Raw genomic sequence first — 26,744 nt, 5'->3', positions numbered from 1 at the left:
TACGCATTGCAGCTCTTGCCAGCGTATTGTGAGCAAATAATGGTGATATGTTATCGCATCTCGTCAGGCGCGTCCGCTCCTAAAAGCGTAAGACCAGACTTCAAAACATTCGCGACAGCATTCACCAGCCCGAGTCTGGCAATGCTCAATTCTCGGTTTTTATCGTTAATAAAACGTAATTCCTGATGGTCTTTACCTTTGTTCCAGTGTCCATGGAAGGAACTGGCGAGATCGTAGAGGTAAAAAGCAAGCCTGTGCGGCTCGTGCGCAAGGGCTGCGGATTCGATCAGGCGCGGGTACTCAGCAAGCTTTGCAACCAGCTGCAACTCGTTGATATCGCTAATCAAAGCAACGGAAGACGACATGTCGTCCTGCGAGAGCGCAAGACCCGGAAACGCTTCCTGCGCCTGGCGGAAGATGGACATGCAACGGGCATGCGCATATTGCACGTAAAAGACCGGATTATCCTTCGATTGTTCGGTCACTTTCGCAAAATCGAAGTCCAGCGGCTCGGAATTCTTCCGATAGAGCATCATGAATCGCACGGGATCGCGACCTACTTCGTCCACCACATCGCGCAGCGTGACGAAATCGCCTGAGCGTTTCGACATCTTCACCGGCTCGCCATCGCGATACAGCTTCACGAGCTGGCACAGAAGAACCGTCAGCTTCGACTTGCCTTCCGAGACGGCGCGCGCAACCGCTTCAAGCCGCTTCACATAGCCGCCGTGGTCGGCGCCGAGCACATAGATCATCTCGGAAAAACCGCGATCGAACTTGTTCTTGAAATAGGCGACGTCGGCGGCGAAATAGGTGTAGGAACCGTCCGACTTCATCAGCGCACGGTCCATGTCGTCGCCCACCTCGGTGGACCGGAACAGCGTCTGCTCGCGGTCTTCCCAGTCTTCCGGCAATTCGCCCTTCGGCGGCGGCAGGGTGCCCTTGTAGACGTGGCCCTTGAAGGTGAGATCGTTGATGGCCGAGAGAATGGGGCCGCCATTGCCCTCATGCAGCGTGCGCTCCGAGAAAAACACGTCGTGCTTGACGTTCAGCGTCTCCAGATCCTCACGGATCATCACCATCATTGCGGCGATCGCCTTGTCCTTGACGATAGGCAGCCACTTTTCCTCGGGCATGGCGCGCAGCTTGATGCCATATTCATCCGCCAGCGCCTGGCCGACTGGAACGAGATAGTCACCGGGGTAGAAGCCCGACGGAATGGCGCCGATATCTTCGCCAAGCGCCTCGCGGTAACGCAGGAAGACCGAACGCGCGAGCACRTCGATCTGCGAGCCGGCGTCGTTGATGTAATATTCCTTGGTCACGCCATAACCGGCGAAGGCGAGCAGGTTCGCCAGCGTGTCACCCACGACAGCACCACGGCAATGGCCGACATGCATCGGACCGGTTGGGTTGGCGGAGACATATTCGACGTTGATCTTCTGGCCCGTGCCGATCTTCGAGCGGCCGAAATCGATGCCCTGCCCGATCATGTCGGCAAGAAGACGCTGCCAGTAACCGACAGAGACCTTGAGATTGATGAAGCCGGGACCRGCGACGTTGACGCTATCGACATCGCCATCKGCCTGAAGTGCTGGCACGATGAGTTCGGCCAGCGCCCGSGGATTGGTGCCGAGMGGCTTCGCCAACACCATAGCGGCATTGGTTGCGACATCGCCATGGCTCAGATCGCGCGGGGATTCGACCGTAATTCGACTGAAATCGACCTTTTCGCGGTTCTCTTTCACGAGATCGAGAGTCTCGAGCGCGTTTTTGATCCTGGTATCGAAATCGGCAAAAATGTTCATCGTTCCAACCTGCGCGAAGGGCTTCTGTTCATGTCCGGCCATCATAACCGGGTTGGCTTCGCGATCGCCCGCTGCCCTATCGCAAATCGGGGGTGTGGTCAAACAGCCGCTGGTGGGCGCGCAGTGCATAACTGTCGGTCATACCAGCCAGATAATCCCCCACATGGCGGGCTTTTGCGGCCTTGCTCATACCGGAAATGCTGTCCACCCAGTAGTGACTCTGCATCTCTGCCGGCACTTCCATATAACGGTGGAAAAGGTCGGTAACGATCTGCGTAGCGCCGGCGCGGATGCGCATGATTTCCGGATGCCGGTAGATATGGGCAAACAGCAGTTTCTTGATCTGCCTGTCGGTTTCAGCCATTTCCGGCGAGAAAGTCGCGACGGTAAAATCAGCGGCGCGGATATCGGCCGCACTCTTCGGTTTCAGCCGGGAAAGATTCTGCTGCGCGACCCCGATTACATCCTCGACCATATGGGTGATCTGGCGACGCATGATTTCATTGGCGAAGCGTTCCTTGTCTAGCACGGGATATTTCGCACGTACCTCAGCCATCAGCTTGCTGAGGAAAGGCACCTCTTCCAGCATCTCGAAGCTCAGATAACCGGCACGCAGGCCGTCATCGATATCATGGGTATTATAGGCGATGTCGTCGGCAATAGCCGCCATCTGTGCCTCAAGGCTGGCATAGCTGCCGATTTCCAGATCCTGCAGCTCGCAATATTCGAGGATGGGCAGCGGAACCGGGCCCTTCACGCCCTCGCCCTCGGCATTGACCAGCGGGCCATTGTGCTTCACCAGCCCCTCCAGCGTCTCCCATGTCAGGTTGATGCCGTCATATTCGGCGTAGCGGCGCTCCAGCTTGGTGACGATGCGCAGCGACTGCGCGTTGTGATCGAAGCCGCCATAGGGCAACAACACCGCATCCAGCGCATCCTCACCGGTATGACCGAACGGCGTGTGGCCGAAATCATGCACCAGAGCCACGCCCTCGGCCAGATCCTCGTCCAGCTTTAGAGCACGTGCGAGTGCGCGGGCAATCTGCGCCACCTCAATCGTGTGGGTGAGCCGGGTGCGGTAATGGTCGCCGTCAGGGCTGATGAAAACCTGCGTCTTGTGTTTAAGCCGGCGAAAGGCAGTGGTGTGGACGATGCGGTCCCGGTCGCGCTGGAACTCCGAGCGCGTCAGGCTMCCCTCCTCGGCAAAAAGACGCCCGCGCGTGGTCCATGGATCAGAGGCGAAAACCGCCCTCTCGCCACTTCCGAAACCCAATGCGCGCTGGTCTATAATCATTCATCCACCTGTACTGTTCTCTGGCCGGGACTTCCTTTGACCCGAAGTCCATGGCCTTTGACCATTGACCTTTTCATCCACCCTTCATACCTATCGCAAAGGTCGGCGCAAAGCATCATCGCTGCAAAGGCCGTTGCGGACATCGCTATAGACCGTTTATTTGACTGGTTTATAATGGTGGCGACAAATCTATTGCTCTCCGGTTCTTGACCCCGGCACGAGGAACGACATGGAAAACAGCGACATTACACTTTCGGAAGCCGCAGCGAAGCGAATCGCCCAGATCGTCGCAGCGGATGCGGGCAAGCAGGCTCTGCGTGTTTCGGTGGAAGGCGGCGGCTGCTCGGGCTTCTCCTACAAGTTCGACCTGGCGGAAGACCCCGCCGATGACGACATCGTGATTGCGCGTGGCGACGCCAAGGTGCTGATCGACAGCCTCTCGGTTGTCTATATGGCCGGCTCTGAAATCGACTTCGTCGACAATCTGCTCGGCCAGTCCTTCCAGATCAAGAATCCGAACGCGGTCGCAAGCTGCGGCTGCGGCACCAGCTTTTCTATTTGATGGTGATATCAAGCGCCAAGCTTGAGATCATTCACGCCTTTCTCTCCGCCCTCGTTCCTGTGCTCGTCACAGGAATGAGGGTTTGGGGAGCTGCGGTGCATCCATAGCTGTTGATCTACCCTGCCCCCGGCTTCTATCCACCACATCCTCACCCGCCGTTTCCAAAAACGGTGGCAATCGCTTTTGCATCGGGTAAAAGTAACCTCACAAAAGGGAAACTCCGATGAAGATTGCCACCTGGAACATCAACGGCGTCAAGGCGCGTATCGAAAACCTCTGCCAGTGGTTGAAGGATTCATCGCCCGACATCGTTTGCCTTCAGGAAATCAAGTCGGTTGACGAAGGCTTTCCCCGCCTTGAGCTGGAAGCGCTCGGCTATCACGTCGAGACCCATGGCCAGAAGGGCTTCAACGGCGTCGCCCTTCTGTCGAAGATGAAGCCCGACGAGATCAATCGCGGCCTGCCGGGCGACGATGCCGATGAACAGGCGCGCTTCATCGAGGGCGTGTTTTCCGTTGATGGCGGTGTGATCCGGGTCTGCTCGCTCTACCTGCCGAACGGCAATCCGCCTGACGATCCGGTCAAATATCCCTACAAGCTCGCATGGATGGAGCGGCTGCGCCGCTTTGCCGAAGATCGCCTTGCGCTTGAGGAGCCGCTTATTCTGGCGGGTGACTACAACGTCATCCCCGAACCCTTCGATTGCCAYGATCCGCGGGTCTGGGCKGGCGATGCGCTGTTCCTGCCCAAGACGCGCTCGGCATTCCGCAGGCTGGAAAATCTCGGCTTTACCGATGCCGCACGCGCGACGACGGATGAACCCGGACTTTATTCCTTCTGGGATTATCAGGCTGGCGCATGGCCTAAGAATAACGGCATCCGCATCGATCACCTGATGCTGTCGGCGGAAGCGGCCGACAGGCTGGAATCGGTGAGCATCGAAAAACATGTGCGGGCCTGGGAAAAACCGTCCGACCACGTACCGGTCTGCGGTTATTTCAATTTTACGCCGATCAATTGAACGGCGCTCGCCGGGCGAGTTAGAGAATTTCCGGTAAAAGTGCTCCGAAACAAAGAGTTAGAGCACGTCAAACGATTCCGTTTAAACAGGACGTGCTCTAAGTCGCCTCAGCCAAAATTGTCAGTTCGGATCGTCGATCTGCATGTTCTGCGCCAGCGCGATGGCCGCGCGGCGATCGTTTTCACCCGCGAGCGAAAAAGCCTGTTCCTGAAGGGTCTGGATCCAGGTGCAATCCACCGCCGTGCATTTGTCGAGCGCRGCCGTCATGAAGGCGAGCCCCTGCGTCGTCTGGCCTTCCTGGAAAAGCAGATTACCGAAAATCGACATGGCGCCGGCATGGCCGTGCTTGCGTGCCTGATTGAGCCACTTCTTGGCCTGCTGCACATCCGCCCGTCCACCCTCACCCGCAAGGATCATTTCCGCCAGACGGAACTGGGCCTCAGCCACGCCAAAGGTGGAAGCCACCTGAAAATAGAGCTGGCGGGCCTGCGACAGGTCCATCTTTACCGGAGTGCCGGGAATGCCGTGGCGGTAATAATCGGCAAGAGAAAGCAGCGCGTTGACGAAGAAGCCGGTATCCTCGGAGCCCGGCTCGACGCCCTGGCTGGCAATTTCGCTGTAAATCTTGAAGGCTTCGAAGTCGTTCTTGGCAACGCCATCGCCGAAGGCATACATATTGGCAAGCGCCCAGCGCGAGCCGGTATGGCCCTTTTCAGCCGCATAGCGATAGGCCTCGACGGCTTCGTCCTTGTTACCGTTCTTGTAGGCCTTGAAGCCGAACTTGAACAGGTCGAAGGGGCCGGATTCCTTGGTAACGCCTGCGTTGATGTCAAAAGCCAGCACCGGCATTGCGAGCGACGCAAGCAAAAGGCTCATGATGAGCGGCTTTAGAACATGTGCTTCACATTTCAGCATTTAGGCGAACTTCTCTCACTCTTCCCGGCATATAGCCAATACTTGCGGAATACTGCAAAGCTGAACCCCGCCGGGTCGCGATTTTTCGAACACACTGCGTCTTTCCGGCAGCACTTTCCAGCGCACTGCCGGTGGTCATATGCGGTAATTGCTCCAAATTTTCAGTGAGACAGATATAGGCATAATTTCCGGCAATATAACGGCGTTTGACCGCCTGCCGGTCAGCGCCAAACAAGAAACCCGGATCAAATTCCCGTATTACTTGCTTAAACCCTGAATCCAAACCCGTTTTCACTCTTCGCAACTCCGCAGGCCCACATCAAACGCCTGCATGTTCTTCCATCCCCGCGTCCATAAACAGAAGCCAAGCACCTTGTTTGTGGCGGGAAATGGACAGATATGCCCACATTCCAACGCGGCACCACGCTTGCAGAAAAGTGTTGCCAAATCGTCACAAAACTTTCGGGCTAGAAATTTTTATCGAGCAGGAATCATAGTCGGGAATGAAAAAAGGTCCGGTTGGTAAACCGGACCTTTCTTTTCGTTCAGGTGTGGCGAATGGTGTCAGAACTTGACCTTGACGCCCGTAGAGATCGCAGCCACGAGATCGTTGCCGAAGTCGTAGCCCGCCTCATTGCCGCAGGTGAAGCCCGTACCGCAAGGTCCACCGTTGATGGATGAGCTACCGGAGGTCAGGAGGCCGAGAGCACCGGCAACCTTGAACTCGATATTCTTGTTCGGCGAGTAGACGATCTGCGTGCCSAGCGTCCAKGTGTCGGTCTGGGTGCCGATAACAGTCGATGTACCGCGATCCCAGGTCAGGCTCACAGCACCGCTCCACTGCTCGTTGAACTTGTGACCAACGCCGCCGGAGATCGTCCAGCCGTCGCGATAGAACAGGTCAAGCGTGTTCAGCGTGTCTTGGCCACTGGGAACGCAGGGGGACGTACCGACCGCGCAGAAAGGAATRACCTGAATCTGGCTCCAGTCAGTCCACTTCACCGAGCCGAAAGCCAGCCAGTCTGGCGCTATGCCAGATTGCACCTTGAGTTCGATACTGTCTGGCATGGAAACAGACCCATAGATCGGCACAAGCTTGCCGCCGTATTTTGCAAGGGTCTGAGATACGGACGGGGGTGTCTGTGGGACCGCTCTCACGTCGGCGAAGCCGTTCAAATCGTGATCGACAGCGCTGTTATAAACAAGGCTGGCGCGGAACGCGATTTCAGGGATTTCATACGCCATGCCGGCACGCCAACCCCAGCCATCGCCTTCCATCTCCAATTTTCCGACGCCACTGAAGCTGCGCCACGCAGGAAACGAGTTAAGAACGTCTGGCCCCAAAACCTGTCGATACTTGTAACCGCTGATTTCCTGATAGAAGCCACCGCCGATGATCGAGAAGTCACCCTTGCCAAGATCGAACTTCACCCTGCAGGTGGTGGCGTAATTGTGCGACTTTACCTTGGTTTCGATATTGTAGCTCGATCCCTGCCAGATGCCGGGATTGAGATGCGCGCCCCAAGGCTGCGAATAGTCGAACATGCAGTCGCCAAAATCGCCGATTGCCGCCTTGGCGCCGATACGGGTCGACCAGAAATTCTCTGAATCATCCGCACTCGTTGACCAGGACGCAGGCAGAGGACCGCCCTTTGGGCTGTCCTTCGCATTCTCAACCTTGCGCTGCGGCGCAACGAATGTGGCGGAACTGTCGAGAACATAGTCGGACGGGTCGAACAGCAGGTCGATGTTGTAACCGCCGCGCTCGAGGCCGCCCGCCAGTGAAGGCGTGACCGCCGCGATGCTGGCTACGAAACATACTGCGCCGCGAAAAAATGCAGTTTTTGCCATCTCTCTCCCCAATCAAGGCAATGTGATCATTGAGAGAGTGAAATGCTTTGCGGCAAATGACAATCTGCCGTGGCGCGGCGCGGTTGCCACCGGATGGCCATTTTTTTACGTAAGTTTTTGATGTTTGGCATCTTACATAATCATTTTAGGCTATTATTCTAATCCAATTAGAAAAAACGACACAAAACGAAACAAACTCCCAATCCACACCGGAAATGTCGCCAAATAACCACAGTTGGACGTTTCCGAAGAAAATCGCTTATCAGGCCGTTTTTATTGATCTTTTTCGTCTTCCCGCGCGGTTTTGTGCACTTCGCGGCAGAAATAATCGCGCTGTCACGCAGTGCATGATTCGCCATTGCAACGCAGCAATGAATTGAGCCGGCCCTTACAGAACGCAAAACGCCCCGTTTTCACGGGGCGTTTTGATTTTACACGCAACAGGAACCTTATCCTGCTTCGCTGACCCGCTGCAGGGCGGTTCGAAGACTTGTCAGCTGAACTTCCAGYTCCGCCTTRCGSTCGCGCTCGGCGGCCACAACCTCCGGATCGGCATTGGCCACGAATTTTTCGTTCGACAGCTTCTTGTCGATGCGTTCCATTTCCGCRTCCACCTTGCCGATCGCCTTTTCGAGACGGGCCTTTTCGGCCGCGAGATCGACGAGGTTGCCGAGCGGCAGGCAGACGGTGGCCTCACCGATGATGATCTGCGCGGARCCYTTKGGCGCCACATCGGCACCACGGATTTCATCGGCACGCGCCAAGCGCCGGATGGCGGCGGCATGGCGGTCCAGCCGCGCTTCTGTCGAGGTATTGGCACCCACTACCACCAGCGATGCGGTGGCGCCAGGCGGCACGTTCATCTCGGCACGCGTCGAGCGGATGCCCGAAACCAGATCGATCAGCCAGTTGATTTCCGCAGCCGCGGCATCGTCGCGGAATTCCGGAGTCGGCCAGTCGGTAAGGCAGAGAAGATCAGCCCGCTCCTCGCCCTCGCCCGCCGTATGCGCCCACAGCTCTTCCGTCATGAAAGGCATGAAGGGATGCAGGAGCTTGTAGATCTCATCCAGAACATAGGCCGCGCAGGCCTGCGATTCCGCCTTTGCCGCCTCATCCTCGCCACCGAACACGGGCTTGAGCAGTTCCAGGTACCAGTCGCAGAACTGGTTCCAGACGAAACGGTAGAGGATGCCGGATGCATCGTTGAACCGGAAGTTCTCAAGAGCCGCCGTCACATCGCGCGCGGTGTTGGCAAGCTCGGTCAGGATCCACCGGTTGATCGTCAGCGATGCGGTTTCGGCCAGGAAATGCGGATCGCGCTTTACGCCGTTCATTTCGGCAAAACGCGTGGCGTTCCAGAGCTTCGTGCCGAAGTTGCGATAACCGGCGATACGTGCCGGATCGAGTTTCACATCACGACCCTGCGCCGCCATGATCGCGAGCGTGAAGCGCAGCGCATCCGCACCGTATTCGTCGATCAGTTCCAGGGGATCGATGACGTTGCCCTTGGACTTGGACATCTTCTGGCCGTTCTTGTCGCGAACCAGCGCGTGGATGTAGACGGTGCTGAACGGCTCGACCGGATTGCCGGCATCGTCCTTCATGAAATGCAGACCCATCTGCATCATGCGGACGACCCAGAACGGGATGATGTCGAAACCGGTGACAAGCACGTTGGTCGGATAATASCGCGCCAGTTCCGGCGTCTTTTCCGGCCAGCCGAGCGTCGAGAACGGCCACAGCGCCGATGAGAACCAAGTATCGAGAACGTCTTCGTCACGGGTCAGAATTTCACCCGGCTTGAAGTTTTCAAGCTTCTCCTCGACCCAGGCCTTCCACGGACCTTCATGGGCAATATAATGCTGGATAGCGGCCTGAAGCGCCTCTTCCTCGGTCTTTTCAACGAAGACCTGCCCGTCAGGGCCGTACCATGCCGGAATCTGGTGTCCCCACCACAATTGCCGCGAGATACACCAGGGCTGGATATTCTCCATCCACTGAAAATAAGTGTTTTCCCAGTTCTTAGGCACGAAATTGGTGCGGCCTTCGCGAACCGAGGCAATGGCCGGCTGAGCCAGCGTCTTGTTGTCCACCCACCACTGGTCGGTGAGGCGCGGCTCGATCGGCACGCCGCCACGGTCGCCATGCGGCACGACGTGCTTGTGCGGCTCGATCTTGTCGAGCAGGCCGGCTTCCTCGAAGATTTCGACGATGACCTTGCGGGCGAAGAAACGATCCTGTCCTTCCAGGCGATCCCATGCGCCGTGCAGCGCCGCCGGATGATTGAGGCCCTCGAGGAAATCCTCGTTCTCCTTGATGGAGATCGTGCCATCGATATTCATGACGTTGATGGCGCGCAGACCGCAACGCTTGCCGACCTCGAAATCGTTGAAGTCGTGCGCAGGCGTGATCTTCACGGCGCCAGTTCCGGCCGTCGGATCGGCGTAGTCATCGGCAACGATCGGGATCTTGCGGCCAACGATCGGCAGGATGACATGCTTGCCAATGATGCCCTTGTAGCGCTCGTCTTCCGGGTTCACCGCAACACCGGTATCTCCGAGCATGGTTTCTGGCCGCGTGGTAGCAACAACGATGTAATCGCGCGTTTCGAACTCGGTGGGCTTGCCYTCCTCGTCAAATGCGATCGGGTGCTGATAGGTCACACCCTTTTCCAGCGGATAACGGAAGTGCCAAAGGTTGCCCTTCACTTCCAGCTGTTCGACTTCCATGTCGGAAATCGCGGTCTGCAGCTTCGGGTCCCAGTTGACGAGGCGCTTGTCCTTGTAGATCAGGTTCTGCTTGTAAAGGGTGACGAACACCTCGAGAACGGCCTCGGACAGACCCTCATCCATGGTGAAGCGCTCACGCGACCAGTCGCAGGACGCRCCGAGRCGYTTCAGCTGGTTGAAGATCAAACCGCCGGATTCGGCTTTCCATTCCCAGACCTTCTCCACGAAGGCCTCACGGCCCATTTCGCGGCGGCCCGGAAGCTGCTGTTCCATCAGCTTGCGCTCGACGACCATCTGCGTGGCGATGCCCGCATGGTCCATGCCCGGCTGCCACAACACGTCCTTGCCGCGCATGCGCTCGAAGCGGACCAATATGTCCTGAAGCGTGTTGTTGAGCGCATGGCCCATATGCAGGGAGCCGGTGACATTCGGCGGCGGGATGACGATTGTGAAGGTTTCCGCGCCCGGTTTGGCGTTGGCGCCGGCACGAAAAGCGTTCGCCTCGTCCCAGGCTTTGGCGATTTTCGGTTCGACGGATGCGGAATCGTAGGTCTTTTCGAGCATTTCCTGACCTGAATTTTAGAGTTCTTGTGTGGATTTTTTTTAAATAAGGATGGATGGTCGAGAGTCAACAGAAACCGACCCGTCAGCGACTATGACCCCATAGCGCCTTCATCTTCAACAAAAAAGCCGCCCCGGTGCCGGAGCGGCCTCTGTTTCATTATCTTGCGCATGTTACAAGATGCGGACGAACAGAGCCTAGCGGCGCGAGCCGCGCGCCACACGTTCGATTTCCTCACGCACGAGACGYTCMACCAGGGTCGGCAGATTGTCTTCCAGCCAGTCCTGCAGCATCGGACGCAGCATTTCGGCGGCCATATCCTCGATTGAGCGTCGTTCGACGCCATCGAAAATTTCCGCAAGTTCGCTGAAGGAACGGGCGATCTGCGCACCGGCAGCCTCGGAAATGAGGTTGAGCGACAAACCGCCCTCTTCCTTGGGCTCGGCCAGATCGAATGACGGCATCTCGACAGCAGGTTCCTGCACCGAAATCTCGAAATGATCCTGGGCTACAGGCGTTTCGATGGCGCCACGCAGCGTCAGCTGGTCGAAGCGGTTCTCGAAAGCTGCGCTCTCGACAGCGGCAGCAGCAGCACGATCCTCGGCGGCAAAAGCTGCCGGCTGTTCACTGGTGCTCGCGGCAGCGGCCGCCAGCAGCGGCCGCACATCCGTCGGGCGCTGCGGCGCAGGGCGTTCAACCTGTTGCGCAGCCGAAGGCTGCGGTACGCTGGAGGAATGAGCGGCCGGGRCTGCCTGCGCGGGCTCACGCTGCGCCTGGGCGGCAAATGCCTGCGGCCCCATGGCAGCGTTGCGGTCGGCGGCAGCGCGAACGCGGGCGGCGACATCGGCAAGCGACATGCTTTTCTCGGCCGAGATTTCCTGCTGTTCTGGTGTCTGTTTTTCGGAGGCCGCGGAAAAATCCTGCACCGGCCTTGCGCCAAATGCCTGGTTTGCGGCGGGGGGAACGCGCGCCGGCGGGCTGATGGCCTCCGTCACGAAGGACGCTTCGCCTGCGCCATCGTCTTCGTCGTCATAGACAGGCGGCAACTGCCCGGAAAACGCRCCGGTAGGCCCGGTCTCGTTGCTTTCGATGATCCGGCGTATGGACGCCAAGATCTCTTCCATGGACGGTTCACGCGCTACGCTTGGCTGAGCCATATCAATCCCCGGTTTCCACTCTCTAGACCGCCTTGCGTCCATACGGACGCCCAAAGGACGCTCCAAAATTTTAAATCTGCACACCGTTCCTGTCGAAAATCGCTTCCGGTTTTCGGGCCGATGGCCTGAAAAGGGGTAGAAATACGCACACCCCGAATCACCCTTAGTCTAGGGCAGCATAGTCAGGAACTAAATCACTGATTCGACAAGTTTCGCCGTGATGCACAGCTTTGTGAGRATGGKCTTTTGGGGCAATTGGGTGGGCGAAGCGGGTCTGCCGGTGCGGCACCCGCAAAAATAAAAGCCGGGGCGGAAAGTCCACCCCGGCGTCCAAAACAATGATCGCTTTTAAAGATCAGAAAACGAATTCGGCCGCCTTGGCAAAACCGGGCAGAGGCTTGATCGACGCGTTGAAAGAGGTTGCAGCCGAGGTGCTGTTGCCATCGCGACGGTAAACGGTTGCCTTGGCAGCGTTACCGTATCCGACAACGACRACCAGACGTCCGCCATCGCGCAGCTGGTCGGTCAGTGCCGCCGGCACTTCCTCTACAGAGCCGTTGATGAAAATCAGGTCATAGGGTGCTTCGCCCGCATAACCCTTTTCGAGATCGCCGGTGACAACAGCAACATTGTCATATCCGAGCGAGGCCAGCGTCTCCGTCGCCTCAGCCGCCAGCGTTTCGTCGCATTCGAGCGAAACCACCGAACCGGCGAGCTGGGACAGGATGGCCGCGGTATAACCGGCGCCGCCRCCGACTTCCAGCACCACGTCTTCCTTGGTCACCGCCGCAAGCTGCAAAAGCTTCGCCAGCGGCGAGGCCTTCATGACGTAACGGGCCGGGCGACCATCCCGGGCGGGACAGATCTGCAGATCCTCGTCCACATAGGCAATCTGCCGCACACCCGCCGGCACGAAAGCTTCGCGCGGCACGCTCAAAAACGCCTTCAGCACAGAATGCGACGTCACGTCGGTCGTGCGCAACTGGCTGTCGACCATRTTGGCGCGTGCGGTTTCGAAATCCATCATATCGTTATCGCCTCAATTTCGCGGATGCCGGTCGGGAAGCCTCGGCCCCAAAAGCTCAAAACGGCACGGGTCTCCCCTCGCCTTTAAACAATCTCATAATTGCCCAAGCCTGCGCTTTCAAGCGCGGTGAGCCCTAAGTGCTGGAAAAAGCGAAATGGCCGGGATTTTTTAGAACAGCAAGGGCAGCCGATGACCGCAAGGTGRGCCAAAGGTTCAAAAAAACAGGTTCTATTCGGTGAAATTTTTGGAGGCCTCGCCCGGAATTGAACCGGGGTACAAGGATTTGCAGTCCTCTGCGTCACCACTCCGCCACGAGGCCTCACACGCTCATGAATTCGAGCGATGGCGGGCATTTAGAACGAATCCATTATGCGCGCAAGAGGGTTCGTTCCGAATGTGCTGTTTTTTCCGATCCTATGAACAAAGGCCAATCGTCCACGTCCTAAGCCCTTCGGATTCCGTCATTTTTTGTATCTCACTCATATTCCAGAAGAAACAATGCCCGCAGCCGGCGATTTGCGCGGGTGCGGGCAGTTGCTGCATCTTCAATGCGGATCGATCAGATGCGACCCAGCAGAACAAGAACGAGGACGATGACCAGGACCAGTCCGAGGCCACCCGAGGGACCATAACCGTAATTGTGGTAACCCCAGCTTGGCAAAGCACCGATCAGGAAAAGAATGATGAGAATAACGAGAATGGTGCCGATCATGTTTAGCCCTCCATGAATAATAGGTATGCGCTGTATTTAATGATCAAACACGCAAAAAGTTCCGTTTACTTCATCCGCTTATGGCGTGGGCCGAGAATGCATCTCCAGCCGATTCAACGGGTTAAACGGCATTTGCGGACAACGCGGCGGGTCGTGCGCGCGCATGGCGKCWGCRATTGGCTACGCACCACGCTCCGGCCCCTTGGTCATCGACCAAGGTAGCGATTTATTCGAGGTAATTTCTCGGTCTATGTATATCGCGTACCGTTCGTCATACTAAATCAAGTCACCCGTTCCCTGAAACTGGCGGGGGACTGGGAGACCTGGTATCACTGGCAGTGCGCCAGGTCTCACCTGTTTCCTTCTTCTCCGGCGATCTTCCCGCCGCACGCAAACCGTTCCCCAAACAGGCACACGGACATTTTACCTGCGGCGCTGCACGCCACGCTTGCCTTGCCTCTTTGTCTCCGGTTAGACCCCGGATCGGGAGGGAGAAATGAGAATCATATGTCCGGTTTTGCGAACCTCATCCCACTTTTCATCTTCGGCCTGTTCGTCTACGCTTTCTTCCGCTGGGTCGCGCGCGACACTCAAAATCCGAGACGCAAGTAGCAGGTGCGAATAGCTCTGCCCTTTATCACTCGCGGGGAACCGTTGCGCCTCCATATCGTTTTCGCAGACGCACTTCGGAGGACAGGATGAAAACGCTCGTATCATTGGCCGCAATCGCGCTTACGCTTGCGGGCTGCACGACCTCAGGCCCGGCCGCTTATGTCGAACCGATCCCCGGCAGCATCACCTATAAGGGCCAGCCGCGCACCAAGCTGACGAAATCGCCGATCGGCAGTACCTTCAGCCACGAGTTCCGCATCGACGGCAGCACGAGGGCGGTGGAAACCTATCGCATTGCGCCCGATCGCTCGCTCGAACTCATAGACCGCCGCATCATTCGCGATTGGCTGTTCGGACGCGACGACTGACCGCACCGCGAGCCAACCGAAACCAATTGCGCATCCTGCCCGCTTGGTTTAGAGCCGGGCACGAYAACCAAYACGGATGAGCGATGAACACGCGCTGGCAAAAACCCGTCCTGATCGCGTTCGAAACGCCGGGCGACTATACGAGCATCGAGACCACGCAGGCGGCGTCCTGGGCCATGATCGAGGATTGGCCGATGGAGGATGGCGATGCGTTGGACGCGGCGTTGCTGGTCTGCGCCGCCGTCGATGCTGGCAGGAAAAAGCCGGAAGATGCGCGCAAGGCCTTCATCGCTGCCGCAATCGAGGCTGGTCTCGACATCAAGGCCTGACGGCATCAAGACCCATGGTCGAGAATTAAAATGGCGTCCTGAGGCGAAACAAGTCAGGACAACAGGTTTAAAGGGTTAAATCAGATGGAAGCTTCTGGAAACATGAAAAAAGCCCTGTTCATATTTCTCCTCTCCTGCCTCGCCATCGGCCTTCTCGGCCACCTCGTGGTCGCCTTCGTCGTTACCGGCTGAAGCACCGATGTCTACTCCGTATTGTGGCGGAGCGGCAGGGCATTAAAATTTCCTAAATTTCATTCTGCTGTTATGGAACCGCGATAAATCTTTTCCGTTCTCTCTTCGATCAACAAGGAGGATTGAAATGCGTGACGGATTGAATGGTTTTCTCGAAATTTCCATGCTCGGCGTCGTGATTGCAAGCTGCCTTTTCATGGTTAACCTGCCGATCTGACCCGCCTTAAAAATTATTCCCTGCGGTACCGGCGACGTTAGATGCCGGGGTAAGAAAATGCGGCCTTTCGGGCCGCATTTCTTTTTCCAGCAATGCAGGCTCAAGCGGAAAGCTTGGCGGCCAGCTTGGCGACATGTGCGCCTTGGTAGCGTGCGGCTTCCAGTTCGATAGCGGAAGGCTGACGCGAGCCGTCGCCATCGGTGATGGTGGAGGCGCCATAAGGCGAGCCGCCCTTGATTTCATCGACGCCCATCTGGCCCTGGAAAGCATAGGGCAGACCGACAACGGCCATGCCGTGGTGCAGGAAGGTGGGGAGGAAACCAAGGATGGTCGATTCCTGACCGCCGTGCTGCGTGGCCGACGAGGTGAAGGCAGAGCCGACCTTGCCGACAAGCTTGCCGCCGAACCACAGACCGCCGGTCTGGTCCCAGAAATTGCGCATCTGTGAGGCAACCGTGCCGAAGCGGGTGCCGGCGCCGACGATGATGGCATCGTATTCTGCCAGTTCGTCAACAGTCGCGATGGGGGCAGCCTGATCGAGCTTGAAGTGTGAGGATTTGGCGACTTCCTCAGGAACCAGTTCCGGAACGCGCTTGACGACAACTTCCGCACCGGCAGACTTCACGCCTTCGGCAACGGCATATGCCATCGTCTCGATATGGCCGTAAGATGAATAATAAAGCACCAGAACTTTTGTCATTTTCTTTGTATCCTTAGGGTTAATCGTCTCAGGCGTACCAGCCAGAAGCCTTTTTAAGAACGCGATGATCATTAGTGGTGACCCGTTACAAGCATGTGATGCAAAGGTAGCCCAGAGGCCGGTCCCACACCAGCGGTGCATCCGCATACGCACTGTTCGCAATCAGTGAACGAAACGCCGGAACGTCAACCTTTCACAGATAGACATTTTTTCAAAACCGCTTTGCATTCACCGGGCGGCGGACTAACGTCGGACAAAACAGCTGACGAGTACCCCCATGTCCAATCCCTCACCCACCCCATCTGTCGTGACCGCCGCCATGCTCGCCATCGGCGACGAATTGCTGTCGGGACGCACCAAGGACAAGAATATCGGGCACCTCGCGGATGTGCTCACCATGTCCGGAATAGATCTGAAGGAAGTGCGCATCGTCGCCGACGAGGAGCATGCAATCGTCGAAGCGCTGAATGCGCTGCGCGCCCGCTATGATTATGTCTTCACCTCCGGCGGCATCGGCCCGACCCATGACGACATCACCGCTGATGCGGTATCCGTGGCTTTCGGCCTGCCCTGCGAGCACGATGCCGAGGCTTTGCGGATATTGGGTGACATGTACCGTGTGCGCGAGATGGAATTCACCGAAGCGCGCAAGCGCATGGCACGCATGCCAAGGGGGGCAAGCCACATCGCCAATCCCGTCTCGGTCGCCCCCGGCTTCGTCATCGGCAACGTCCACGTCATGGCCGGCGTTCCGCAGGTGTTTCAGGCCATGCTGGACAATGTCATGCCAACGCTGCGCACCGGCGCGAAAGTCATGTCGCAGTCGGTGCGCTCTCCCTATGGCGAAGGTGACATCGGCACGCCGCTGACCGCAATCCAGAAAGCGCACCCGGAAACCAGCATCGGCTCCTACCCGAAATATGACGGACAACGCTTTTCGACGGAGATCGTCGTGCGCGCCCGTGATGCCACCGTCCTGAAAGCGGCGGCGGATGCAGTGGCGACGATGATCGAAACCATTGGTCAGGAAAAAACACTGTCGGCCAGCAAGGGCGATGCAACCGCCTGAGACGGAAGCGGATTGACCAAAATCAAGGTGGCACCCGGCAAAGGCAGCCACTCTCCCAAAAACGACGCGTCACCGAGGAGCTAAAAAATGGGTTACAAAACGATACTGGCAGTGATCGACAATGTGGAGAACACGCAAAAGCTCGGCGATTTCGTGGTAAGTCTTGCCAACCAGTTTTCCTCGCATGTGATTGGCCTGCACATGGAAACGCTGGCCGCCGTTCCGCTCGTCGCGCCGATGGAAATTCCCGACCCCGCTACCGTTCAGGTGCTTCAGGACGTGGCGCACAAGGAAACCACGGATGTTGGAAACCTCTTCGAACACACGCTGTCTGCCAATGGCATCTCGCATGAGTGGCGCAGCTTTGTAACCTCRGTGGGTTACGCCTCGTCATCGGCAATCGATAGCGCGCGCTGCKCCGATCTCATCGTCGCCCGCCAGAGCAACTCCTCCGCACTCTCCGACAGCCGCTCGGATATAGACGGCTTTCTCCATGAAAGCGGCCGCCCTGTTCTTCTCGTTCCGCATGTGCTGACGGTTGCCAAACCGGTCAAGCGTGTACTGATCGCCTGGAACGGCTCCCGCGAGGCAACACGCGCCACCTTCGATGCCCTGCCCTTCCTGATTGCAGCCGAGAGCGTCGAGATCTTCTCCGTCGATCAGGCCGAGAGCGAAACGCAATCGTCTGGACTTGCCGGAACCGAACTGGCCGCAACACTCGCCCGCCACGGCGTCAACGTCACGGTAACCTCGCAGGAAAAAATCGCCGGCATCTCGCCGCAGGCGGCTATCGAAAACCGGCTGTCAGACCACAGCATCGACCTTCTGGTCATGGGCGCCTACGGCCATTCCCGCTGGTGGGAATTGCTGTTCGGCGGCGTGACGCGCACGCTGCTCGATTCCATGACGGCGATGACGCTTTTGTCGCGTTAAACACCGGTAGCCGTGGATGAAGCCGCAAGAGCCTGCGCGCAATGCTTGCCTTTTTGCAGGTCTTGCGGCTATTAGCCAAAGCCATCGACAATTTTGACCAGATGGTAGACGACATGTCCCTTCCCGATAAAGCCTTTCCCGTAACCTGGGATCAGTTTCACCGCGACGCCCGCGCGCTTGCGTGGCGTCTTGCCGGCCTTGGCCGGGAGTTCCGGGCGATCGTCTGTATCACCCGCGGCGGTCTCGTGCCGGCAGCGATCATTTCCCGCGAGCTGAACATCCGCCTGATCGATACGGTCTGCATCGCCACCCGCCACGATTACGTCAACCAGGGCGACACGGTTCTCCTGAAGGGCGTGGCGCCGGAGCTGATGTCCGACGGCGGCGAAGGCGTGCTCGTCGTTGACGATCTGACCGACACCGGCAAGACCGCACTGGAAGTGCGCGAAATGTTGCCGAAGGCGCATTTTGCCTGCGTTTACGCCAAGCCGAAGGGCGTGCCGACCATTGACACCTTCGTCACCGAGGTCAGCCAGGACACCTGGATTTATTTTCCCTGGGACATGGGCTTCACCTATCAGGAACCGATCGCCAAGGGATCGCGCGGCTGATCGCCTGTCGCAACCCAAAACCATGCCTGAAAAGCCGTCCCTTCGGGGCGGTTTTTTTGTGTGGAAATGCTTTTTTGGTAACGGCAAAAAAACACGGAAAAACCGCAGTGTCGCCTTTATGCCGCACCCCGGAAATGCGGGGTTTTCGCTTTCCGCTGCGGAAACCAGCCTCGCGCAAGCTTCAAAGTCTCGCGCCAAGTCACTGATTTTTTTGAACGCTTTTGCTATCCCCGTTTTCCACAGGCGCTGCACACAATATCTTGTGGTTAAAAAACGGTTTCAATCTATGGCTTGACGAATCTATGCCGCAGGAGGAAAGTGACAGTTATGTTGCGGCGGCAACGGACCGGAAAGTAACGAGGCCGGTTCCTTTCAATCTCAGTTCGCAAGTCCAGAAGGGGCGTCCCGACCATCAGGGGGCGGTTCGCCGGTGGATTTTGCGTGCCTTGCGGATACCGCCAAAAACATGACGCGGGGACTGGCGGCAGGAAGCTGTTGATACTATATTTAGTATTCACATGACTCTTGCAGCCGAATAAGCCACGAGATACAGGGATCACATCCAAGGATGAACATCCCTTACAGATCGGCAACAACCGGCTGCGCGCATAGTTCGCACGGCTGGAACGAATTTTTGCGCCCTTTGCCGGGCGCCCAATGGACGAGGACACGAAACCATGCGCATCGAACGCCGCTTCACGAAGCCCGGCCAATCGTCTTATGCGGAAATCGAATTCCGCAAGGCCGTCAGTGAAATCAAGAACCCGGACGGTTCCATCGTGTTCCGTCTGGCGGATATCGACGTTCCCGCGCAGTTCAGCCAGGTCGCGACCGACGTTCTGGCGCAGAAATACTTCCGCAAGGCCGGCGTGCCGAAGGTGCTTAAGAAGGTTGAGGAAAACGATGTTCCTTCCTTCCTGTGGCGTTCGGTTGCCGATGAGAAGGCCATGAAGGACCTCCCCGAGGGTGAGCGTTATGGCTCCGAAACCGATGCGCGTCAGGTTTTCGACCGCCTTGCCGGCACTTGGACCTACTGGGGCTGGAAGGGCAAATATTTCTCCACCGAGGAAGACGCACTCGCCTTCCGCGACGAGCTTGCCTATATGCTGGCGACCCAGCGTGTAGCCCCCAACAGCCCGCAGTGGTTCAACACCGGCCTGCACTGGGCCTATGGCATCGACGGCCCGGGCCAGGGCCACTTCTACGTCGACCCCTTCACCGGCAAGCTGACCAAGTCCAAGTCCTCTTACGAACATCCGCAGCCGCATGCCTGCTTCATCCAGTCTGTCGAAGACGATCTGGTCAACGAAGGCGGCATCATGGACCTGTGGGTGCGTGAAGCACGCCTGTTCAAATACGGTTCCGGCACCGGCTCCAACTTCTCCTACCTGCGCGGCGAAGGCGAAAAGCTTTCCGGCGGCGGCAAGTCCTCCGGCCTGATGAGCTTCCTCAAGATCGGCGACCGGGCAGCCGGCGCAATCAAGTCCGGCGGCACCACSCGCCGTGCGGCCAAGATGGTCGTCGTTGATGCCGACCATCCCGATATTGAAGCCTATATCGACTGGAAGGTGAACGAGGAGCAGAAGGTTGCCGCTCTCGTCACCGGTTCCAAGATCGTTGCCAAGCAYCTCAAGGCAATCATGAAGGCCTGCGTCAATTGCGAGGCAGATAACGGCGATTGCTTCGACCCGGCCAAGAACCCTGCCCTGAAGCGCGAAATCCGCGCTGCCAAGAAGGACATGGTGCCGGAAAACTACGTCAAGCGCGTCATCCAGTTCGCGCAGCAGGGTTACAAGGACATCCAGTTCAAGACCTACGACACGGATTGGGAYTCCGAAGCCTACCTCACGGTTTCAGGCCAGAATTCCAACAACTCCGTATCGCTGAAGGATGACTTCCTGCGCGCTGTTGAAAACGACGGTGACTGGAACCTGACCGCCCGCAAGGACGGCAAGGTCATGAAGACGCTGAARGCCCGYGACCTMTGGGAAAAGATCTCCCACGCCGCCTGGGCATCGGCCGACCCCGGCCTGCACTTCAACACCACCATGAACGACTGGCACACCTCGCCGGCCGAAGGCCCGATCCGTGCTTCCAACCCGTGCTCGGAATATATGTTCCTCGACGACACGGCCTGCAACCTTGCTTCGCTGAACCTGCTTCAGTTCAAGGATCAGGCAACGAAGCGCATCGACATCGCCGATTACGAACATGCGGTTCGCCTGTGGACCGTCGTTCTCGAAGTCTCGGTCATGATGGCGCAGTTCCCWTCGCGCCAGATTGCCGAACGCTCCTACGAATACCGCACGCTCGGCCTCGGTTACGCCAATATCGGCGGCCTGCTGATGTCCTCGGGCATTCCCTATGACAGCGACGAAGGCCGCGCCATTGCCGGTGCGCTGACCGCCATCATGACCGGTGTTTCCTATGCCACCTCGGCTGAAATGGCCGGCGAGCTTGGCCCCTTCCCGGGCTTTGCGCCGAACCGCGACAACATGCTGCGCGTCATCCGCAACCACCGCCGCGCCGCCCATGGCCTTTCCTACGGTTATGAAGGCCTGTCGGTGAACCCGGTTGCCCTCATCCATTCCGATTGCACGGATCAGGACCTTGTCGCCCACGCTACAGCCGCTTGGGACAAGGCGCTGGAGCTTGGCGAAAAGCACGGCTACCGCAACGCCCAGACCACCGTTATCGCGCCGACAGGTACGATCGGTCTCGTGATGGATTGCGACACGACCGGCATCGAGCCGGACTTCGCGCTGGTGAAATTCAAGAAGCTCGCCGGCGGCGGCTACTTCAAGATCATCAACCGCGCCGTGCCGGAATCCCTGCGTTCGCTCGGTTATTCGGAAAGCCAGATCGCCGAAATCGAAGCCTATGCCGTTGGYCACGGCAATCTCAACCAGGCACCTGCCATCAATCCCTCGWCGCTGAAGGCCAAGGGCTTCACCGATGAGAAGATCGAAGCCGTMAACGGCGCGCTGAAAAGCGCCTTCGACATCAAGTTCGTCTTCAACCAGTGGACGCTGGGCGCCGATTTCCTCAAGGGCACGCTCAAGGTTTCCGACGAGCAGTTGTCCGACATGAGCTTCAACCTGCTGGAGCACCTTGGCTTCAGCAAAAAGGACATCGAAGCGGCCAACGTGCACGTCTGCGGTGCGATGACACTGGAAGGCGCACCGTTCCTCAAGAACGAGCACTTGGCCGTATTCGATTGCGCCAACCCCTGCGGCAAGATCGGCAAGCGTTATCTCTCGGTCGAATCGCATATCCGCATGATGGCGGCAGCACAGCCGTTCATTTCGGGTGCGATCTCCAAGACGATCAACATGCCGAATGATGCAACCGTGGAAGATTGCGGCGCAGCCTACATGCTGTCCTGGAAGCTGGCGCTCAAGGCCAACGCCCTTTACCGCGATGGCTCCAAGCTTTCCCAGCCGCTCAACGCTTCGCTGGTGGAAGATGAGGACGACGAAGACTTCGTTGAAGAACTGATCCAGCAGCCGCTCGCCCAGCAGGCCGTGACGATCACCGAAAAGATCGTCGAGCGCGTCATCGAGCGGGTATCGCGCGAGCGTGAAAAGCTGCCGAACCGCCGTCAGGGTTACACCCAGAAGGCAACGGTCGGCGGTCACAAGGTCTATCTGCGCACCGGCGAATTCGGTGACGGCCGCATCGGCGAAATCTTCATCGACATGCACAAGGAAGGCGCTGCCTTCCGTGCGATGATGAACAACTTCGCCATCGCCATTTCGCTTGGCCTGCAATATGGCGTGCCGCTGGAAGAATATGTGGAGGCCTTCACCTTCACCAAGTTCGAACCGGCCGGCATGGTGCAGGGCAACGACGCGATCAAGAACGCCACGTCGATCCTCGACTACGTGTTCCGCGAACTCGCCGTATCCTATCTCGGCCGCCACGACCTCGCTCATGTCGATACCTCTGACTTCTCCAATACCGCACTCGGCAAGGGTATACAGGAAGGCAAGACCAATCTGCTCTCCACCGGCTGGACACGCGGTTACAAGCCGACGCTGGTTTCCAACAACGAAGGCGAACGTGCTGCTTCCGAACCCAAGGGCTCGGCAACGGCAGCCCCCGCCCGCGCCTCGGCCAACGTCACTTCCTTTGCAGGCTCAGCCGCCCGCAAGCTGGAACCGACAGTCGCGATCTCCACCTCGGAAATCGTCTCCTTCAAGCGCGATTATGAAGAACGCGCCAAGGAACTGGCGGAAGAGATTGCCGAAGAGGTAATCGACGACGTGGTTCAGGAAGCCAAGCAGACCGCCACCGCCCTCTTCTCCGACAAGGCCGCCGCCGACGCGGCATCGGCCAAGGCGGAAGCCAAGAAGAAGGAAAACGAACGCCGCATGCGCTCGATCGCGCAAGGCTATACCGGCAACATGTGCTCGGAATGCCAGAACTTCACGATGGTGCGCAACGGCACCTGCGAGAAGTGCGATACTTGCGGTGCGACGAGCGGTTGCTCTTGATAATATTTAAGCAGGTAACAAGAGGGTTGAGAAACCGAGGCTGATACCGGACAAGAACCTCTAACTGGCCACTTCGGAAGCTAAGACTAACTAACGCAATATAACTCCTATTCCGGGCACGTTCCTGTGCCCGGAATAAACCTACCAGAACAAACAGTGAAAACGGATGTCGCACAGCAAATACTTGGAAGCATGAGGGAGCGAAGGTGAAGGAACAAAAAAGTCTTCGCTTCGACGGGCAGCCACTGCGATGGATCCCACGTTTAAATGATGGGGAAAGCTTCTATCTCCATTTTTCGGGAGGTATCCGTGCCGCACGCATCCAAGATGATCGCTGGGCATTTGAACCTGTTCTAATTCGAGGGCAGCTAGCCACGTTCGGACCCTTCTCAAGAGAAGAGATTTGGAATATCGCGCGCTCGTTGGGCATCACTCCTATCGCCTTTCAGCACTCAGGATGGAGCAATGGATCCTACTACAGCAACTGGGTTCCCATCATTCCTGGGCAGTCCAATCACATGTTGGGTGCAGCAGACCTATGGAGGAACATATCCAGCAGAATTGGCGATGAACGATGCGGACACCGACTGAATTCACTTTCCACACCCAGTCACGCAGATATCGCAGCAATCATAGACGATCAGCAGCCGGACGAGAAGTTAGCGCAATTCATTGCTCTCAGTCTTCGAGGGATGGATATTAGCGTCGAGCATATCTCCGCTTTCTACTATGAACAGCTAGTAGATTTAATGGCGACGGACCAATTGAATGGAGAGCGCGTTTCCGTGACACTAGATCAGGTGCTGAACACACACGTTCACTCCTTTTTCATGCATGCCGGAGCTGCTCGGGATTACCTTGCATCATTTATAGCATTGAGGATCGGGGAAGATCCTGCCAAATTGGATTCGTATAAATTGCTGTGCAAGAAACTCAGGTCACGCCACCTAGATGCGGATCCTCTCCTTGCTTACTTGGTCGCGAGCGGTCTCATCAAGGAATCCAAACAGAAGGGGCAATGGGAAACTGGTGGTTGGATGTGGGAACTAACTGACCTGAGAAACACCTTCACCCACAGACGTCCCTATGGCAGTCGTTTCGCAGAGCATTCGGGTATCGCGATCTCGCTATCGCCCGCAGGTCAGTTATATCGCTATAGACGCCCGTTTCAGACCGAAACGGGCGAAGATGTGTTGGATCTCGTCGTTAAACAATATCAGCGCGTAATAGAGCTATTTCATCATCTCGCAAAGATTTCAGGGTTTAACAGCGAGATGATCGTTCTGACCGATGACGACATAGTCGAGGCGCGTATGTCGAGCAGCCAGCGCTGATTTTATACGACCCTATAGTGATCAGTACTCACAGTTTGATTGCCGGCACCCTAAGCGATTGGGAGCAAGGTTCCGTTAACTGGGACCAACCGGCTCGCGCCTATCTAGAAGTCATCGCCGTCAGTCCCGAGGGAACGGCGGCCGCGCTTCGAAAAGGCGCGGCCTGACCTTTTTTTCACCCGATAAAATCAAACAGCAATTTTACATTCAGTGCGGCGATGACGATGGCGATAAGCCATGCAAACGCCGAGAGCCATCGCGGGGCGCACAGTTCRCCCATCTTGGCGCGGTCGGCGGTGAACATGACCAGCGGGAAGACGGCGAAAGAAAGTTGCAGGCTTAAGACCACCTGCGTCAGTATCAGCAGTTGAGACGTGCCGCTTTCGCCGAAGGCGATGGTGACGCCGGCGGCGGGGATGATGGCGATGCCTCGGGTGATGAGGCGGCGCAGCCACGGGGCAAGCCGCATCTTGAGGAARCCYTCCATCACGATCTGGCCCGCAAGYGTTGCCGTAACGGTGGARTTGATGCCRCAGCACAAAAGCGCCACCCCGAACAGCGTCGGCGCAATCGCAAGGCCAAGCAGCGGCGCGAGCAAACTATGCGCTTCCCCCAGTTCGGCAACATTCGTCTGACCCGTTTTGTTGAAGGTCGCCGCTGCGAGGATGAGGATCGCGGCATTGATGACGAGAGCAAACGTCAGGGCAATGGTTGAATCGAGTGTCGCGAATTTGAGCGCCTCGCGTTTTTCGGCCAGCGTCTCGCCGATGGCGCGCGTCTGCACGATCCCTGAATGCAGATAGAGATTATGCGGCATCACCGTCGCGCCCAGAATGCCAAGCGCCAGATAGAGCATCTCGGGGTTGGTGACGATCTCAGTCGTCGGCGCAAAACCACGAATCACCTGGCTCCAGTCGGGATCGGCCAGCGCCAGCTGAATGGCGAAACACACCGCGATGACGCCGAGAAGCGTGATGACAAGCGCCTCCACCCAGCGGAAGCCAAGCCTTTGCAGATAGAGGATCAGGAACACGTCAAGCGCCGTGATGAGGACGCCAAGTTCGAGCGGAATGCCGAAAATCAGGTTGAGACCGATCGCCGTGCCGATGACCTCGGCAATATCGGTGGCGATGATTGCGATTTCGGCCAGCAGCCAGAGCACCATCGCCACCGGTTTCGGATAGGCATCGCGACAGGCCTGCGCCAGATCGCGGCCGGAAGCAATCGCCAGACGGGCACAGAGCGCCTGAAGGACAACGGCCATGATGTTCGATATCAGCGCAACCGTCAGCAGCGTGTAGCCAAACTTGGAACCGCCGGCGAGCGACGTTGCCCAGTTGCCGGGGTCCATGTAACCGACCGCGACGAGATATCCGGGTCCGAAGAACGCCATCGCCCGGCGAAACGTACCGGCATTCGGGCTTATCTTGATCGAGCTGTGAACGTCGGACAGCGAGAGATCGTCGCCATTCCGCCGCCATCCAAAGACAGGCTTGTCCATATCGTGAACTCTCAAATGGGAAATTGAGTTTATGCAATTGCAAATCATTCGCATAAAGGATGCGAACTGGCAAGCGGGCTTTTGTGGCTGTGTGCCTCTGCGGCAAATTGGCGACAGCTGATCGGAAAGCGGAAATGTGGTGCATAACGCCATCGAGCCGGGACACCGTTCAAAACCGTGGATACCTCAACGAAAGCGACTGACTTTCGCGCCGCGCCATGGCCTTATTGGCTCCGCCATCGACACATGGGCTGTCGTGATATGCACACAGACGCCCGATAGGCTTTCAGCAAATGTTTCAGGAGGATTTGCCGCGTGAATCTCATTGCCCACGTCGAAATTCCGGTGACCGATCTTGAAAGAGCGATCCGTTTCTACAGCGCAGTTTTCGATCTGAACTTCGCAGAGGTTGTCACGATCCATGACAACGAAATGGCCTTTTTCCCCTTCGAGGAAGGAAAGGATGGGGCCAGCGGCGCGCTTGCCCAGGGCGATGCTTACGTTCCCACGCAGGACGGGATGATCATTTATCTGAGTGTCCCGGACATTGACGATGTCCTCGCCAAAGCTGTTGCCAATGGCAGTGAACTTCTGTTTCCAAAAACTCTAGTCAAAGAAAATCTCTTTGTCGCCGAAATCTCCGATAGCGAGGGAAATCGCATCGCGGTTCAATCTGCCTGATCAAGACAGTCCCTTTGCGGCCGGTCAGGCAGCAGGCTTCACGGCGTTGTCATCGCCTCTGCC

Annotated in this window: 22 protein-coding genes and 1 tRNA gene; 11 read left to right on the top strand and 12 right to left on the bottom strand. The window is 57.5% G+C overall.

The window, feature by feature from the left end; all coding sequences use genetic code 11:
- Positions 1-50: 50 nt before the first annotated feature.
- Together argS and AB4Z23_RS11710 are read right to left on the bottom strand one after the other, a co-directional pair.
- Entirely contained in the window at positions 51-1,808 is a 1,758-nt protein-coding gene (gene argS / locus AB4Z23_RS11715) for an arginine--tRNA ligase (RefSeq protein WP_003515610.1), read from the bottom strand.
- Positions 1,809-1,884: 76 nt separating this feature from the next.
- Complete coding sequence (locus AB4Z23_RS11710; RefSeq protein ID WP_003515612.1) at positions 1,885-3,102, bottom strand: deoxyguanosinetriphosphate triphosphohydrolase; 1,218 nt, start codon at positions 3,100-3,102, stop codon at positions 1,885-1,887.
- A 229-nt stretch (positions 3,103-3,331) separates the two neighbouring features.
- Between AB4Z23_RS11710 and erpA the strand changes: the two genes are divergently transcribed.
- Both erpA and xth read left to right on the top strand, forming a co-directional pair.
- On the top strand, positions 3,332-3,664 hold the full coding sequence (gene erpA / locus AB4Z23_RS11705; protein ID WP_003515615.1) for an iron-sulfur cluster insertion protein ErpA: 333 nt from the start codon (positions 3,332-3,334) through the stop codon (positions 3,662-3,664).
- Positions 3,665-3,887: 223 nt separating this feature from the next.
- Complete coding sequence (xth, locus tag AB4Z23_RS11700) at positions 3,888-4,685, top strand: exodeoxyribonuclease III (protein ID WP_065702447.1); 798 nt, start codon at positions 3,888-3,890, stop codon at positions 4,683-4,685.
- 120 nt (positions 4,686-4,805) lie between these two features.
- On the opposite strand, the gene exoR is transcribed toward xth, so the two are convergent.
- From exoR to AB4Z23_RS11660, 8 genes are all read right to left on the bottom strand, one after another.
- Positions 4,806-5,600 (bottom strand): exopolysaccharide production regulator ExoR, encoded by a 795-nt coding sequence (exoR, locus tag AB4Z23_RS11695; RefSeq protein WP_003515620.1) that lies wholly within the window; start codon positions 5,598-5,600, stop codon positions 4,806-4,808.
- Positions 5,587-5,895 (bottom strand): hypothetical protein, encoded by a 309-nt coding sequence (locus AB4Z23_RS11690; protein ID WP_233283652.1) that lies wholly within the window; start codon positions 5,893-5,895, stop codon positions 5,587-5,589. Before AB4Z23_RS11690 ends, exoR begins: the two co-directional genes overlap by 14 nt.
- 269 nt (positions 5,896-6,164) lie before the next feature.
- Positions 6,165-7,451 (bottom strand): outer membrane protein transport protein, encoded by a 1,287-nt coding sequence (locus tag AB4Z23_RS11685; RefSeq protein WP_421476607.1) that lies wholly within the window; start codon positions 7,449-7,451, stop codon positions 6,165-6,167.
- 449 nt (positions 7,452-7,900) lie between these two features.
- On the bottom strand, positions 7,901-10,744 hold the full coding sequence (locus AB4Z23_RS11680) for a valine--tRNA ligase (RefSeq protein ID WP_441360140.1): 2,844 nt from the start codon (positions 10,742-10,744) through the stop codon (positions 7,901-7,903).
- Positions 10,745-10,939: 195 nt separating this feature from the next.
- Positions 10,940-11,899 (bottom strand): cell division protein PopZ, encoded by a 960-nt coding sequence (popZ, locus tag AB4Z23_RS11675; RefSeq protein WP_441360139.1) that lies wholly within the window; start codon positions 11,897-11,899, stop codon positions 10,940-10,942.
- A gap of 355 nt (positions 11,900-12,254) precedes the next feature.
- Positions 12,255-12,926, bottom strand: a complete 672-nt coding sequence (locus AB4Z23_RS11670) for a protein-L-isoaspartate O-methyltransferase family protein (protein WP_003515626.1) — start codon at positions 12,924-12,926, stop codon at positions 12,255-12,257.
- Between the two features lie 245 nt (positions 12,927-13,171).
- Positions 13,172-13,245, bottom strand: a tRNA-Cys gene (locus tag AB4Z23_RS11665).
- Positions 13,246-13,485: 240 nt separating this feature from the next.
- The gene (locus tag AB4Z23_RS11660; RefSeq protein ID WP_003515628.1) at positions 13,486-13,638 is read right to left on the bottom strand and encodes a DUF3309 family protein; all 153 of its coding nucleotides are present in this window, start codon (positions 13,636-13,638) and stop codon (positions 13,486-13,488) included.
- 698 nt (positions 13,639-14,336) lie between these two features.
- Here AB4Z23_RS11660 and AB4Z23_RS11655 point away from each other — a divergent pair.
- Positions 14,337-14,618, top strand: coding sequence for a hypothetical protein (locus AB4Z23_RS11655; protein WP_003515633.1), 282 nt, complete (start codon positions 14,337-14,339; stop codon positions 14,616-14,618).
- Between the two features lie 83 nt (positions 14,619-14,701).
- Positions 14,702-14,947 carry a DUF982 domain-containing protein gene (locus AB4Z23_RS11650; RefSeq protein WP_421476605.1) on the top strand — a complete coding sequence of 82 codons (246 nt, stop codon included), beginning with the start codon at positions 14,702-14,704 and terminating at the stop codon, positions 14,945-14,947.
- 509 nt (positions 14,948-15,456) lie between these two features.
- On the opposite strand, the gene wrbA is transcribed toward AB4Z23_RS11650, so the two are convergent.
- Positions 15,457-16,056 carry an NAD(P)H:quinone oxidoreductase type IV gene (gene wrbA, locus AB4Z23_RS11645; protein WP_019566148.1) on the bottom strand — a complete coding sequence of 200 codons (600 nt, stop codon included), beginning with the start codon at positions 16,054-16,056 and terminating at the stop codon, positions 15,457-15,459.
- A 277-nt stretch (positions 16,057-16,333) separates the two neighbouring features.
- Between wrbA and AB4Z23_RS11640 the strand changes: the two genes are divergently transcribed.
- The 6 genes from AB4Z23_RS11640 (at position 16,334) to AB4Z23_RS11615 (ending at position 24,499) form a co-directional block, all read left to right on the top strand.
- Positions 16,334-17,125: a competence/damage-inducible protein A gene (locus tag AB4Z23_RS11640; RefSeq protein WP_013636292.1), complete on the top strand. Its 792-nt coding sequence runs from the start codon at positions 16,334-16,336 to the stop codon at positions 17,123-17,125.
- Positions 17,126-17,212: 87 nt separating this feature from the next.
- Complete coding sequence (locus AB4Z23_RS11635) at positions 17,213-18,058, top strand: universal stress protein (protein ID WP_441360138.1); 846 nt, start codon at positions 17,213-17,215, stop codon at positions 18,056-18,058.
- A gap of 113 nt (positions 18,059-18,171) precedes the next feature.
- Entirely contained in the window at positions 18,172-18,669 is a 498-nt protein-coding gene (gene gpt / locus AB4Z23_RS11630) for a xanthine phosphoribosyltransferase (RefSeq protein WP_003515641.1), read from the top strand.
- Between the two features lie 22 nt (positions 18,670-18,691).
- Positions 18,692-18,964 carry a hypothetical protein gene (locus AB4Z23_RS11625; RefSeq protein ID WP_153793569.1) on the top strand — a complete coding sequence of 91 codons (273 nt, stop codon included), beginning with the start codon at positions 18,692-18,694 and terminating at the stop codon, positions 18,962-18,964.
- Between the two features lie 382 nt (positions 18,965-19,346).
- Positions 19,347-23,165 carry a vitamin B12-dependent ribonucleotide reductase gene (locus AB4Z23_RS11620; RefSeq protein ID WP_441360137.1) on the top strand — a complete coding sequence of 1,273 codons (3,819 nt, stop codon included), beginning with the start codon at positions 19,347-19,349 and terminating at the stop codon, positions 23,163-23,165.
- A gap of 206 nt (positions 23,166-23,371) precedes the next feature.
- Positions 23,372-24,499, top strand: coding sequence for a hypothetical protein (locus tag AB4Z23_RS11615; protein WP_421476601.1), 1,128 nt, complete (start codon positions 23,372-23,374; stop codon positions 24,497-24,499).
- A 175-nt stretch (positions 24,500-24,674) separates the two neighbouring features.
- Here AB4Z23_RS11615 and AB4Z23_RS11610 read toward each other — a convergent pair whose 3' ends face one another.
- Positions 24,675-26,000 carry an Nramp family divalent metal transporter gene (locus tag AB4Z23_RS11610; RefSeq protein ID WP_421476599.1) on the bottom strand — a complete coding sequence of 442 codons (1,326 nt, stop codon included), beginning with the start codon at positions 25,998-26,000 and terminating at the stop codon, positions 24,675-24,677.
- Between the two features lie 315 nt (positions 26,001-26,315).
- Here AB4Z23_RS11610 and AB4Z23_RS11605 point away from each other — a divergent pair, with 315 nt between their 5' ends.
- Positions 26,316-26,681 (top strand): VOC family protein, encoded by a 366-nt coding sequence (locus tag AB4Z23_RS11605; protein ID WP_149910050.1) that lies wholly within the window; start codon positions 26,316-26,318, stop codon positions 26,679-26,681.
- Positions 26,682-26,744 lie beyond the last annotated feature (63 nt).

This window comes from Agrobacterium sp. MCAB5, assembly GCF_052114365.1.
Lineage (GTDB): Bacteria > Pseudomonadota > Alphaproteobacteria > Rhizobiales > Rhizobiaceae > Agrobacterium > Agrobacterium tumefaciens.
Note: the sequence above shows the minus strand (reverse complement) of the source record. Positions and strands in the feature narration are given on the sequence as shown.

Coding starts and splice junctions, on each gene's coding strand:
- erpA (WP_003515615.1), top strand. CDS start 3,332: ATGGAAAACAGCGACATTACACTTTCGGAAGCCGCAGCGAAGCGAATC.
- AB4Z23_RS11660 (WP_003515628.1), bottom strand. CDS start 13,638: ATGATCGGCACCATTCTCGTTATTCTCATCATTCTTTTCCTGATCGGT.
- AB4Z23_RS11655 (WP_003515633.1), top strand. CDS start 14,337: ATGAAAACGCTCGTATCATTGGCCGCAATCGCGCTTACGCTTGCGGGC.
- AB4Z23_RS11650 (WP_421476605.1), top strand. CDS start 14,702: ATGAACACGCGCTGGCAAAAACCCGTCCTGATCGCGTTCGAAACGCCG.
- wrbA (WP_019566148.1), bottom strand. CDS start 16,056: ATGACAAAAGTTCTGGTGCTTTATTATTCATCTTACGGCCATATCGAG.
- AB4Z23_RS11640 (WP_013636292.1), top strand. CDS start 16,334: ATGTCCAATCCCTCACCCACCCCATCTGTCGTGACCGCCGCCATGCTC.
- gpt (WP_003515641.1), top strand. CDS start 18,172: ATGTCCCTTCCCGATAAAGCCTTTCCCGTAACCTGGGATCAGTTTCAC.
- AB4Z23_RS11625 (WP_153793569.1), top strand. CDS start 18,692: ATGCCTGAAAAGCCGTCCCTTCGGGGCGGTTTTTTTGTGTGGAAATGC.